12 protein-coding genes and 1 riboswitch are annotated in these 13,231 nt (G+C 47.1%); of the genes, 11 read left to right on the plus strand and 1 reads right to left on the minus strand.

The features are described 5' to 3' along the window. The first annotated feature begins 1 nt into the window (after nt 1). The 11 genes from AC3WRW_RS04810 to AC3WRW_RS04860 all read left to right on the plus strand — a co-directional run bounded on the left by AC3WRW_RS04810 (nt 2) and on the right by AC3WRW_RS04860 (nt 12,520). Nucleotides 2-1,435 carry an MFS transporter gene (locus AC3WRW_RS04810; RefSeq protein WP_492545224.1) on the plus strand — a complete coding sequence of 478 codons (1,434 nt, stop codon included), beginning with the start codon at nt 2-4 and terminating at the stop codon, nt 1,433-1,435. Further along, nucleotides 1,435-2,613: a LuxE/PaaK family acyltransferase gene (locus AC3WRW_RS04815; protein WP_492545225.1), complete on the plus strand. Its 1,179-nt coding sequence runs from the start codon at nt 1,435-1,437 to the stop codon at nt 2,611-2,613. The genes AC3WRW_RS04810 and AC3WRW_RS04815 overlap by 1 nt, the downstream gene beginning before the upstream one ends. 38 nt (nt 2,614-2,651) lie before the next feature. Continuing rightward, nucleotides 2,652-3,017: an iron-sulfur cluster assembly scaffold protein gene (locus tag AC3WRW_RS04820; protein ID WP_492545226.1), complete on the plus strand. Its 366-nt coding sequence runs from the start codon at nt 2,652-2,654 to the stop codon at nt 3,015-3,017. After that, nucleotides 3,014-4,177, plus strand: coding sequence for a cysteine desulfurase family protein (locus AC3WRW_RS04825; RefSeq protein ID WP_492545227.1), 1,164 nt, complete (start codon nt 3,014-3,016; stop codon nt 4,175-4,177). The genes AC3WRW_RS04820 and AC3WRW_RS04825 overlap by 4 nt, the downstream gene beginning before the upstream one ends. A 25-nt stretch (nt 4,178-4,202) precedes the next feature. Continuing rightward, nucleotides 4,203-4,505, plus strand: coding sequence for an acyl carrier protein (locus AC3WRW_RS04830; RefSeq protein WP_492545228.1), 303 nt, complete (start codon nt 4,203-4,205; stop codon nt 4,503-4,505). A gap of 17 nt (nt 4,506-4,522) precedes the next feature. After that, the gene (locus tag AC3WRW_RS04835) at nt 4,523-6,283 is read left to right on the plus strand and encodes a fatty acyl-AMP ligase (RefSeq protein WP_492545229.1); all 1,761 of its coding nucleotides are present in this window, start codon (nt 4,523-4,525) and stop codon (nt 6,281-6,283) included. A 26-nt stretch (nt 6,284-6,309) separates the two neighbouring features. Continuing rightward, the gene (locus AC3WRW_RS04840) at nt 6,310-8,757 is read left to right on the plus strand and encodes a type I polyketide synthase (protein ID WP_492545230.1); all 2,448 of its coding nucleotides are present in this window, start codon (nt 6,310-6,312) and stop codon (nt 8,755-8,757) included. 14 nt (nt 8,758-8,771) lie between these two features. Further along, nucleotides 8,772-9,875, plus strand: a complete 1,104-nt coding sequence (locus AC3WRW_RS04845) for a flavin-containing monooxygenase (protein ID WP_492545231.1) — start codon at nt 8,772-8,774, stop codon at nt 9,873-9,875. Then, the gene (locus tag AC3WRW_RS04850; RefSeq protein WP_492545232.1) at nt 9,832-10,539 is read left to right on the plus strand and encodes a 4'-phosphopantetheinyl transferase family protein; all 708 of its coding nucleotides are present in this window, start codon (nt 9,832-9,834) and stop codon (nt 10,537-10,539) included. Before AC3WRW_RS04845 ends, AC3WRW_RS04850 begins: the two co-directional genes overlap by 44 nt. A 155-nt stretch (nt 10,540-10,694) precedes the next feature. Further along, a complete protein-coding gene (locus AC3WRW_RS04855) occupies nt 10,695-11,921 on the plus strand; it encodes an MDR family MFS transporter (RefSeq protein ID WP_492545233.1) in 1,227 nt (408 codons plus the stop codon). Nucleotides 11,922-12,022: 101 nt separating this feature from the next. After that, a riboswitch (cyclic di-GMP riboswitch) is annotated at nt 12,023-12,115 on the plus strand. Nucleotides 12,116-12,220: 105 nt separating this feature from the next. After that, complete coding sequence (locus tag AC3WRW_RS04860; RefSeq protein ID WP_492545234.1) at nt 12,221-12,520, plus strand: hypothetical protein; 300 nt, start codon at nt 12,221-12,223, stop codon at nt 12,518-12,520. A 32-nt stretch (nt 12,521-12,552) separates the two neighbouring features. On the opposite strand, the gene AC3WRW_RS04865 is transcribed toward AC3WRW_RS04860, so the two are convergent. After that, nucleotides 12,553-13,224: a hypothetical protein gene (locus AC3WRW_RS04865; protein ID WP_492545235.1), complete on the minus strand. Its 672-nt coding sequence runs from the start codon at nt 13,222-13,224 to the stop codon at nt 12,553-12,555. Between the last annotated feature and the right edge of the window lie 7 nt (nt 13,225-13,231).

The raw sequence follows: 13,231 nt of genomic DNA on the forward strand, positions 1-13,231 counted from the left end.
GATGCAAGTTGAACGAAAAAGTTCTCCCTCCACAGCATCAGGAATGTATCAGGTAATCGTGATTAGTCTAGGTTTATTTGTTATCTTTCTTGACAGTACGATTGTCAATATAGCACTGCCTACGATGATCGATCAATTCGCCATTTCTCTAAAAACGGCGGCATGGGTCATGAACGCCTACACCATGACAGTCGCGATTCTGCTCATCTTTATGGGGAAAATCGCAGATTTCTACGGGAAGAAAAGGCTGTTTTCACTAGGACTGACGTTATTCATGGTGAGCTCGCTGCTATGTGCTGCAGCTCCTAATGCTTCGCTTCTCATCGCAGCAAGGACGCTCCAAGGGATCGGCGGTGCAATGGCCATTCCCGCCAGCATGAGCTTGGTTCGATCAATCGTTCCCAAAGAAAAAGTAGGAGCGGCTATGGGGATATGGAGCGCGGTTGGCGCATTGGCAATTGCCGTAGGGCCGAGTCTTGGCGGTTTGATTACAGAAGCGTTCAGCTGGCATTGGGTATTTTATTTGAATATTCCTGTTATCCTTATGGCGTTGTTTCTGCAAAGAAATGCTTTAACATCTTATCAAGATCAACTACAGCCCGGTAAACTTGACTGGTGGGGCACTATTTTGCTTAGTATCGGCTTATTCTGCTGCATTAACGGATTCCTGCAAGTGGCGGAGCATGGTTGGTTGAGCCCGGTCGTCTGGTGGCAGCTGCTGATCGCCTTACTCCTGATTGGCGGATTTATATGGACCCAAACCAAACGGGCAAATCCCTTATTGGAGCTAGCCATTTTTAAAAATCATCATTATGTTACCGGACTCTTATCTAATACGCTAGGCGGTCTCCTGTTAATGGGAACCATGTTGATTTCCCCCCTGTTTTTAACTCGCATCCTGTATTTCAGCACACTCAAAGCATCCCTTCTCATGACGCCATTATCTGTCAGTTTACTGCTCATAGCGCCTTTCATAGGTAAAATGATCGATAAAATCGGCAGTTCAATCCCTCTTACGATCGGGTATGCCGTTTCAATCCTTAGTTTTGTTCTGCTTGGAACACTTCCTTTGCAATCTTCTTCAATAGGCTTGTTTATTGGTTGTCTGACCTTGGCGGGATTTGGGATTGGCATAATAGCCATTGCCAGTTTGACGCTCAGCACGCTATCCATTCCCGAAGAACAATTGAATATAGCTTCCGGTACCTTCGCTATGTTCCGTAATCTTGGCGGGGCAATGGGAATTGCGCTATTCGTCTCGGTTAGTGCCGGGAGGGCTGCTGAATCTGCCGGTGCATCGCCCGTATTCAGGACGGCGGGGTTTCAACATGCCTACTTGAGCGGTGCTCTCTTAGCTATCGGATTTATGGTGGTTTCATTCGTATTGTTAAACAGGAAGAACGAGGAATTCACCCAAAACAAAGGGGGCTTATGATGTCTTCATATCGTGAGTTATTTGAAGAATCGATAAAGATGGGAATAGATCCCGTCGGCAGCGTTATTGCGTCTATCGGTTCTATTTATCAATTGCCGATTGAGTCGCATAACGAGATGAAACTAGAGCTAATTAAACATAATTTTCAGTATCACTATACGCATAATGCCCTTTACCGGAAGATTTGCGAAGAGAAGAAGGTGGCTTTGCCGGATATTCAACGCATGGAAGATGTCGTTCTGATTCCGGCCATTGGAATCGGGAAATTCAAGGACGTCAATGCTCAACTCCTATTAACGAAGCCGATTCATGATGTGGAGCATGAGTTGAGAAGCACGGGGACAAGCGGAATACCGAGCATCTCGCGCAGAGACGAACAAACCCTGACGCGAAGCGTGCTCAGTATGTTCTCCATGTTTCGCGAGATGTTTCGATTTTTCGGCGGAGCGGGCGTCTATTTGGCGCCATCTGCCGAAGAAATGCCGGAGATGGGCTTAGTGAAGCTGATCAACATGTTCTCCGGATTGCTGGATTCCAGCCGATTTTTTATTAGCGGTCATGCTTTTGATCCAGAGGCTGCCCTCCAGCAATTGAATGATTGGCAGCATGTACATACTCGTCATATTATCGGCCCGCCCTTCTTGGTCGAAAGGCTATCACGCTATATCCATGAACATGGGCGCCAAATTCAACTCGACAGGCAATCACAAATCATTACGCTTGGCGGTTGGAGGAGCTACACAGGCAGGGAGATTAACCGTCTTGAATTTTATGAGCAAACCGCGCAAACATTTGGCATTCACCAAGGGCAAGTTCGCGATATGTTCGGATTGGTCGAAACGAATTTCATGGCCATCGAATGTGAGCATCATGCCAAGCATATTCCCCCATGGGTTCATTTCTCCATACGCAGTCTTGATCAATTCGATCAAGAGGTGGCGCTGGGCGAGCCGGGACGCTTAGTTGTTTATGACCCTACTTCGTTATCGTATCCGGGTTTCATTTTGACAGACGATCTTGTGTATATGGATAAAAATCCATGTCCCTGCGGCAGGAAGGGACAGGTCGTGAACTATATGTACCGCATCAAAGGGGCCGAGATAGGCTGCTGCGCAATCAATTTGGAGAAATTCATGTCGGATAAGGAAGCAAGAATTACGCAATGTCCTATTGGATAGCGAGATACTCAACCTAACAAAAGGAGAGTAATTCAAACATGTACAATGCAATCATTTCTGATCATTTTATGAACCCAAGAAATATCGGCGATATTATCGATCCTGATTTGGCGTTTCGAATTGGCAATCCGGTCTGCGGCGATACGATCTATGTTTCTGTGAATTTTCATGAAAGCAAAATAAAGGAAATTAAGTATAGGGCGTATGGCTGTGCAACGTCGATCGCGACAGCAAGCATTTTTAGCGAAAGTGTTCAAGGAAAAGCGATCGATGAATTCTGCGGCATGACGCCTTCAAGTAGGGCGGAGCTGCTTGGCGAGCTGGAGCCTAACCAGAAGCATTGCTTGGATATTTTGAATAAACTGTTTGACTCCTTCCATGTTCCAGATGGGTGTAAGCCGTGATTGGCCGTTATTTTGATTATAATGCAACAACGCCGCTCCATCCTCTTGTACGCGAAGTTATGACACAAGCTTTGGACATCTACGGCAATCCGTCAAGCGTTCACCATGTTGGCATGAGCGCCAAAGATGCGGTAGTTTCGGCACGGCAGCAAATTGCGGCATTCTTGCAGTGTGAGCCGGATGAACTTTACTTCACTTCGGGTGGAAGCGAAAGCAATAACTGGGTGATTAAAGGGTACTTGAACCGGTGGTTAGGGTCCCCGTTTCATGCCGTTTCTTCTGTCATTGAGCATCCGTCCGTACGGGAAACACTTCGTTATTGGTGTCATTCAGCTGGCGGCGAGGTGACAAACGTTCCTGTTGATGAAAATGGTTGTATTTCCGCGCAAACGGTGATAGATGCAATTCGGCCGGACACCAAATTGATAACGATCATGCTGGCTAATAATGAAACAGGTGCGATACAACCGATTCAAGAAATAGCCGCAGCCGCCAAATCAAGAGGCATCTTCTTCCACACGGATGCCGTTCAGGCTGTCGGGAAAATGCCAATCCGCCTGCAAGAGTTGGGGGTCGACGCGTTATCTTTTTCGATTCATAAATTGTGCGGTCCCAAAGGGGTTGGGGGACTGTACGTAAATAAAGCGTATGCGTTGGAACCGCTCATTCACGGAGGCGGACAAGAGAGGGGCTTGAGAAGCGGAACCGAAAATGTGGTCTCTTTGATCGGTGCGGCGGAAGCATGCCGCTTGGCTCAGATGGATATGGCGTTCGTGCAGGCCAGACTGTTTGCGTACAAACATCGGATGATTGATCAGCTGCGTCTGCTTGTTCCAAATCTAAAGATCAACGGGTCCATGGACTTGGACAGTACGTTGGCCAATACCATGAATATCGGAATTCCCGGTATTCGCGGAGAAGCTTTAGCCGCTTATTTGGATCAACGCTTCGGCATTGCTGTTTCTGTCGGCTCCGCTTGCAGTTCAAATCAAGAGAAAAAGCTCTCCTACGTTTTGCAAGAAATGGGGTTGGATGAGGACGAAATACGCTCGTCAGTGCGCATAAGCATGGGGGCATTTACGAAAGAGTCGGATGTTGAGTATTTTCTACAGTGTATGGAGCAGTCACTCGTCCATTTCTATCATTGTATGCCAAGCTAGTTGATGATAAGGAGAGATAGTTCCTATGGATAATGAATCACGGCTTTATGATAAGGCAGCCATTGCCAAGGTGATCAAACAAAAAATTATCATTGAAAATTTGGAGTTAAAAGGGATTGCTCCGGAAGACATTATCGATCATGCGCCATTATTCGGCGAGGGTCTGTGTTTGGAATCGGTTGAGGCTTTCTATATCGCCGGGGGGATTGAGGAGCAATTCGGATTTCACATGGACCGAACGAAGCTCCACCAACTGCGGCACCATTTTCAGTCTGTTGATACGCTAACGGCTTATGTATACGATCGTATCGCGTCATCCATTTCATAAGTGCGGGGAGGGAGATTATGGGCAGCGGCTTATTGAAAGCGACTATTCATTCGAATCTTGTGGACCTGCTCCAATATCGGGCATTAGTCACTCCGGATATTAAGATGTACACCTATTTGGTTGACGGGGAAAATCAAGAAGTGAGTTTGACGGCAGCTGAGCTGAACAAACGAGCTATGATGATCGCTTCGTCTCTTCGCAAGTACGGCAGAAAACATAAGACAGTACTGCTGATTTATCCGCCCGGGCTGGAGTTCATTGCCGGATTCATGGGATGTCTGTATGCGGGAGTGATTCCAATTCCGGCATACCCTCCGCATATGAGGCGTCCTACGCCGAGACTTGATGCGATTATCCAAAGTGCGGGAACGGAGATCGCGCTTTCCACAGACAAGCTGATTTTAGACATAGTATCAAGTGCTAGCCAAGATTCGCTGCTTTCTCGTTTGGAGCTTATAGCTACGGATCATCTTGCCCCGACCGGCGGATTTTACTGCATGCCATGCACGGCTGATGATATTGCGTTCTTGCAGTATACTTCAGGCTCCACGGCAAATCCCAAAGGCGTCATGGTAAGCCATGGCAATTTAATTCATAACATGTCATTGATTGCTAAGTATTTTCAGCTCTCCGAAGCTACTCGGATTATGAATTGGCTCCCTGCATATCATGACATGGGATTGATCGGACAATTGCTGATGTCCTTATATTTAGGGTGCGAGCTTGTGTATATGTCGCCGGTGAGTTTCATGCAGAAGCCCATCCGCTGGTTGCGAGCGATTACGCGTTACCAAGCAACGTATAGCGGTGCGCCGAATTTTGCATACGAGCTGTGCGCTGAGAAATTCAATCCGGAAATAGACGGAGATATCGATCTTAGCAGCTGGGCATTGGCTTTCAACGGTGCGGAGCCGGTAAGAGAAGACACCTTAAAGAAATTCATTCGCACATTTGTGCCCTACGGGTTTCAGGCTAACAGCTTCGCGCCATCGTACGGATTAGCAGAAGGCACTTTATACATTTCTGGATATAAACGGGAACAAACGTACACGACATTATGGCTTGATGCTGAAAGTCTGGAACTGGATCTTGCCGTAGTTGTTGCTGAGGAGTCGGCGAATGCCCGAGCCATTGTTGCTTGCGGCATCGTCGTTCCCGAGCAGCGAATCCTTATCGTGAGTCATAAGTACGGCACCTTGGGCAGCGATGGAATGGTGGGAGAAATTTGGGTGAGCGGGCCCAGCGTAGCGCAAGGTTATTGGGCGAATGAAGAGGCTTCGCAGCTCTCTTTTCATGGCGAGTTGGCTAATTTCCCAGGCGAGCGTTTTCTGCGCACAGGCGATTTGGGTTTTATTCAAGACAACGAACTGTTCATCACAGGCAGAATCAAAGATATCATCATTGTCAATGGCCGCAATTTATATCCGCAAGATATCGAGCTTTCCGTACAGAATTGCCATCCGGCAGTGCGCAAGGAATATATTGCAGCCTTTCAGCGGCAATGTTCGGACGGGACCGAAGAAATTGTCGTCGTAGCCGAGCTCAACCGGGAATTCAGGAGCCGCTGCAAGGAAGAAGAAGCAGCCGGCGAAAGAAACACGCAGCTTCAGAATGAAGTGTTGGCTGCGGCCCGCAGAGCCTTATGGGAACAATTTGATATTCACCTGAACAATCTCCTGTTGATTCGAACAGGGACGATTCCTAAGACTTCCAGCGGTAAAATTCAACGCAGTTTAACGAAAAAACGGTATGAAACAGGTGAGCTTGAGCAAGGTTGAGCGCATCCTGCTCGGAGGAAACAATGATGAACTCGAATGAAGTGTTGCAGTGGTTAAAAAGTGAAATTGCTCTCCTCGTTGACCGGAAGGAAGAGGAGGTTGACATTCATGAACCATTCAGCTCCTATGGGTTGGATTCAGCAAAAACCATGCTGTTGTCGGGTGAATTGGGAGCAGCGCTTAATATGCCTGTTTCCCCGACGTTATTTTGGGATTACCCCAGTATTCATGAATTGTGTGGTTATTTGGGGAGGGATGAAAGGCATCAATGGAAGCAGGAGGCTGCCTCATCACGCGAAGTGCCAAGCCAACGTGATCCTATTGCCATTATTGGCATAGGATGCCGGTTCCCTACTGTTTCTGGCAGCGGGGAATTCTGGGAGCTCCTGCTTCAAGGCTTGGATGCCGTCCGCGATTATCCTGCAGAGCGAGAGAAGTTGGGTGAACGGAAAATAGATCGCCAAGGCGGCTACCTCGATCACATCGATGGATTCGATTATCCATTCTTTAGCCTATCCTATCGGGAAGCAATCCGAATGGACCCGCAACAACGATTGCTGCTTGAGGTTGCCTGGGAAGCGTTGATGGATGCAGGGATATTGCCGGAGTCGTTGGTTAATACCAGTACCGGCGTATTTATCGGAATTTCCAACAGCGATTATGGAAGGAGAGAGCTCGAAGCTGCGGATGAGCTGCATATTCACTCGGTCGTAGGCAGTGCGCTCTGCATAGCGGCTAATCGCCTGTCTTATTTTCTGGGGCTTCAAGGACCGAGCATGGCGATTGATACGGCTTGTTCCTCTTCGCTTGTTGCGGTACATCAAGCCTGCTGCAGTGTATGGTCGGGGGAAAGCCAACAGGCTGTTGCCGGTGGCGTGAATGTTATTCTTTCCAATGCCGTAACTTCAAGTTTGAGTAAAGCGGGGATGCTTGCAGCGGACGATCGCTGTAAAACCTTCGATATTCGGGCTGACGGTTATGTTCGGGGCGAGGGCTGCGGGATCGTCATACTTAAACCGCTAACCCTGGCATTAGCGGATGGCGATGAGGTATATGCCGTCATTCCCGGGAGTGCGGTCAATCAGGACGGGCGCAGCAATGGAATCACTGCGCCAAATCAATCCGCCCAAGAGAAACTGCTTAGATCGGCGTATGCGAACGCGGGAATTCAGCCTGGTCAACTTGGCTATATTGAAGCTCACGGGACAGGGACCTATTTGGGCGATCCCATTGAAGTGAAAGCATTGGGAGCAGTGCTTGCCGAAGAAAGAGGCAGGACCAGTACCGTCTATCTCGGTTCGGTGAAAAGCAACGTCGGACATCTGGAGTCTGCAGCTGGAATAGCCGGACTCATCAAGTCGGCACTTATCATGAAACATGGCATTATTCCGCCGAGCTTGCATTTTCAGAAGTGGAATCCCGAAATTCCGCATGAGAGCTTTCCGTTTATAGTTCCCACGCAATGTGTGGACCTTCGATCTGGGAAAGAGGTTTATGCCGGCGTCAGTTCATTCGGTTTTGGCGGAACCAATGCGCATGTTGTTCTTGGCAGGCCGCCTCACAGATTGCCGGTGCAAGCGGAAAGTGCTCCTTTCCTATTTACGCTGTCTGCAGCGAGAAAAGAGGGCTTATCGGCTTTGGCTCTAGCGTATGCGGACTGGTTAAAGCATGTTAGTCAGCCTGATCTTCCATCTATTTGTTCCACGCTGCTGCAGGGCAGGAAGCATCATGAACATAGACTGGCCATTGCAGCATCATCTAAGGAGGCATTAATGAAAGCATTGCAGGATGAGGTGAGTACACCTGACAGCAGCCTGCCGTGGAAAAGCTATGGCCATGTGCTTTCTAATCCGCCTCAGACGGTATATTATTTCCCGGCTCATGATACGAGCGATGCCGATGCAGGGCTGGAAGAGTTAAATGGCGATGCTGTGTTTCAACAAGCTTATTTTGTTGTAAGCCAATTGTACCGTCAACTGGCGCCGGAGTCCTTGCAGAGTCTCGGAGATTGGCGAACTTTTGCGAAACAATATGCACATGCTGTGATGCTCCGGCATTGGGGAGTGCAGCCTGTAAGCTGCATGGGCGAGGGCGTTGGCTGTATGACTGCGTTGGTCGTGGAAGGTCAATTGTCACTTCCGCAAGCCATCGAACGGCTGATCCGTCAGGACTATCCTGCGTTAGTTAAACCAGAGGCGGAAAAGACTCGAGGAAAAGTTGTTGTATGCATCTCGTCAGCTCCTGCCTGGATGCCGCAGAAGGAAGACTCACTAATCGTCTGCAACGGCAGCAGCATAATTGGCAAACTGCAGCTGCAGTGTCAATTGTTTGTTAAAGGTCTCTATGTGCCTGAAAGCTCCGTACATAGGAAAGTATCTCATATGCTTCCGGGCTACCCGTGGAATCATCAATCGTGTTGGAAAATAGCGGGCAATCATTCGGGGGAGTCAACTGGCATAACCTGTTTTTGTTAATTGGGGGAGTTGCTTTGGAAAGTATCGATGTCGTCGTCATTGGCGGAGGGCAAGCAGGTCTTTCGACAGGGTATTATTTACGCTCGGAGTCGCGGAAGTTTATTATTTTGGATCATAGCCCGGAAATAGGGCATTCGTGGAAAGACAGATATGACTCGTTAACCCTTTTTACGCCTCGTAAGTATAGCAGTTTGCCTGGGCTGCCCCTGAAGGGAGATCCTTGGGGCTATCCGGCAAAGGATGAGATGGCGGCGTATTTAAAGCAATATCAAGAACATTTTGCCATACCCGTCCAGTTGGAAACCCAAGTAAGGCGGCTCTCTTACGCTATGGGGCGATTCTTAATCACGACTAACAAAGGGACGTGGTTGGCTCAACAAGTCGTTGTGGCGACAGGCCCTTTTCAAACTCCTTTCATTCCTCCCCTTGCACAGTCTCTAAGCCCGGAAGTGTTTCAAATACATACAGCAAATTATCGTAATCTTGAAATGCTTCCTGAACAGGGGGATGTGCTCGTGATCGGCGGGGGGAATTCCGGCGCACAGATTGCACTTGAGATTTCTCAACAGAGGAAAGTTTATTTGTCAGTTGGTCATCAAATTCAATATCTGCCTTACCGTTTGCTTGGCAGGAGCCTTTTTTGGTGGTATGAAAGGATTGGGCTGCTAAGCAAGAGTCCGAAATCATGGATTGGGCGGCGGTTCATGAAAAAGAAAGATCCGCTTTATGGTTTTGATCTGAGAAAGGCTATTGCCAGCGGAAGGGTCCAACTATTGACCAGAGCGACAAGCGCGAGTGGCAGACTGGTTTCTTTTGCAGACGGGTCTTTTCATGAAGCGAGTACGATAGTATGGGCTACCGGCTTTCGTTTCGACTATCCATGGATATGTATTCCCGAGATTTTCGATCACAATCAAACGGTCATTCATGAGCGGGGAGTTACATGGATTCCTGGGTTGTATTTTGTAGGCCTGCCTTGGCAGTCTTGCCGGGGATCGGCGTTGATCGGATGGGTACACCGGGATGCTAAATTCATCAGCCGCATGATCACACAATATGGAGAACGCTATGCAAATGAAGGTAATAGCTACGAGGATTTGTCATCGCACGGGAGTTGACATTTGGCGTTCATTCGCTTCCTTCCTCGATGAAGGCAGAAAGGCCAAAATTGCCAAATGTCTGCAAAAGCATCAACAGCAAAGAATGATGGCAGGGGACATTTTGCTCCACTATGTGCTTCGGCATGAGCTGCGTATGGATAAAAGCAAAACGAGTGTCATCTACAGCCCCTCAGGGAAACCGGCCCTTTACGACTGGCCCCGTATTTTCTTTAATATCTCTCACTCAGGGGAATGGGTTGCCATTGTTCTGGCCTCTTGTGAGGTTGGAATCGATGTTCAGAAGCAGGACCCCCGGTTTGCACAGCTGGCAGAAAGCATTCTGTCCCCTTCGGAAAGTAAAGAGCTTCTGCGTGTTCAAGACCCTGCCGTCTTTCTTTGTTGGCGTTGGGTGATGAAAGAAAGTTTTGTTAAGCTGATCGGTACGGGGCTTGGTTTTCCTATGACGAGGATAGACTATGACAGGATTTCTGCCGTAGATGCCGTAACAGTATATGAGAAAAAATGCTATTTCTGCAGAACCTACGAGTTGGTGAAGTGCAAAACCGAAGAGGCTTATCCGTTAGCGGTCAGCAGCGAAACGTATAACTTCCCGGATGAGGTGACAGTCCTTCCCTATAGCAGCTTGCTGAAATGGGCAATTGGTACCATAGTAAGAGAGTAAAAAAGCTGGGTTCCCGTTCGAGTACGGGGATCCAATTTTTTTGTTCGACAAAAAATAAGAAATAAGGACACGGACTGCCGCTTTTCGTGTATAATGAGTTCTTAATCTCATAATCTTAACCTTTGGTAAATTAGCAGCAAGAGGAGTTTTGGCAGATGAATCGATTACGCGGTTTTCTTGGTTCTTATCATCCGATTGTACATACGTTAATTTTGGGGACCGTCATGGCCAGAGCGGCGTCTTCCATGAGTCTGCCTTTTCTGGCGATCTACTTAGCCAAACATACATCCATGAGCGCGGTAATGATCGGAGTTGTCATTGGGATGGGAGCTTTGGCCGGAACGGTCGGGGGCTTTATCGGCGGCAACTTATCGGACCGATTCGGCAGACGCATCATTATGCTGGCCGCTCTTTTCGGATGGGCCGTTGTGTTTGTCGGCTTCAGTTTCGTAAAACTACCGGTCTTATTCATGCTGCTCAATATGTTAAACGGTCTGTGCCGCTCGTTCTACGAGCCGGTTTCGCAAGCTTTGATGGCGGATCTGACAGAACCGGCCAAACGGCTAAGCGTTTTTTCGATGAGATACATGGCCATTAATGTCGGTGTAGCTGTCGGTCCTTTGTTAGGTGCCTTTTTTGCTACGATGGACGGGTCTCTGCCATTCCTGCTAACTGGAATTGTTTATTTGATCTATGCGGTTACGCTATACGTTCTCCTCATCGTTTTTGGCATTAAGCAGATCGAAGGAGAGAAGAAACAACCGGTTACGTTCGCCTCCGCATTGCGTGTCATCCGCAGCGATGTCACGTTTCGCTACTACATCCTTGGCGGGATCATCGGGGCGATCGGATACTCGCAGGTCATGGTGACTCTTTCGCAGTATTTGGAGCAAAGTTTCACCGATGGCGTCAAAATGTTCGCAGTCCTTATGAGTGTTAATGCGATTGTGGTCATTGCTTTACAAATACCGCTTACTCGAATTTCCAATAAGTATACGCCGCTTGCCGCCATTATTTTTGGCAATTTGATGTTTGCTTTAGGAGATGTGGGTTTTGCGTTCTCGCATTCGCTGATTCCGATGATTGTATCGATGGGGATCTTCACGCTTGGCGAAATTTTAAATTATCCCGCGGCGAACATGCTGATTGACAAGCTAGCTCCCGAGCATATGCGAGGCACATATTTTGGCGCTCAAACCTTAACGAATGTCGGCCATTTCATGGGACCGTGGATAGGCGGGTTTTTGCTTGTAGCTTACGGCGGAAGCGTTTTGTATCTGATCATGGCTGTTGTGGTCATGGCAGGGTCGCTATTCTATTGGAAAGGCGCCATCAATCTACAAAACTTCCTGAAAAATTCGTCGAAAAAAGAAATTACTTGATAAAAATGGCGAAATTAGTACTATAGAACTATACGATTTCAAAACAACTTCCCTTATTCTTGATAGTGTAGATATTTTCATGTAAATAAACTTTACAACACATCACGACATGGCAAAACTGACGAAAGTCAGCGACGCAAAGCTATAGGGGCTACCTTGTTCTGGAACGAACTTGTTGCCAGCCAGCTGCCGAACGATTGGGCATTCACCTTCGAACCCCCTCCGATCGGTACACAATGGTGGGGTTTTTCTCTATCATAGCGCTAATTAAACATGAACAAAAAGGAGGACCAGACAGCATGCAGTCCGAACTACATGAAGAGCAGAAAGTAATTTCGCTTTGCGGCAATCATGTTGCCCGTTTGGTACCATCCACGGATGGACCAAAGCTACTGATCAATTTGGAAGAATACGCGCTTAACGAAGCTTGTTGGGATGTCGAAATGTTTCATGGCAGAAGCAACAGCATCTTAATCTTCTACTGGAAAGGCGAAGTAAAACTTTCAGTGAAAATGCCGCCGATGCCCCAAATTGAAGCATTTATGACAAGACTTTATCAAATCTTGACTTCCAAATTAAGAACAGTTCAGCCTATATAGGCGAGCTGTTTTTTTTTATTCGTGGACAGTTTCTAATTGTTAAAGAGCGTTAATTCAATAATGTGAGATGTCACATTATCTACGCACAAATAAACTTCTTTGCAGACTGTTGAAAAATAATTTAATGCGATTGAGTTGATTAATTGGTCGGAGTATAGCCAATTCGGATAGTGATGCAGATATTTCTTATCAGAGTATAGTAGTTTTATATGATTCCATATTTCGTCGAATTCTTGAATGTGAATTGGATTTATCGCATCTTCGTAGCTAGTCTTAACAGACTTATTATTAAATCTTACATACTTATAATCACCCGAAGAGGTATGTTCACCATGAAATTGGTATAAATCTAAAACGAAGGGATTAATCCTTTTTTCACTCAACAACAAAGTAAAGAGTTCCTTCGATGTAGGTTTAAGATTTTCTAATCTTAGTTCAACGGGAATTCTCTTAGACGTTACGACATGAATATTTTGAAAATGGCAAAGCAAATTTCTGAGTGCATCATCATTTAGATCGATATGTGTAAGTGGAATTATAATACACATTTCCGGTGCTCGAAAAATAAACGGTGCAATATAGTATTGTGCAATGGGGGATATTACATTACTCGCGCTGTCCAGCGGTGGAATAGCTTGAAAATGAGTGTCTTCTAGCCGTGAATACGCCGTTCTAGTTAAATTTTCAATAAAATTTTTATCCATATCTTCA

Source organism: Paenibacillus sp. FW126-R14 (assembly GCF_058789495.1).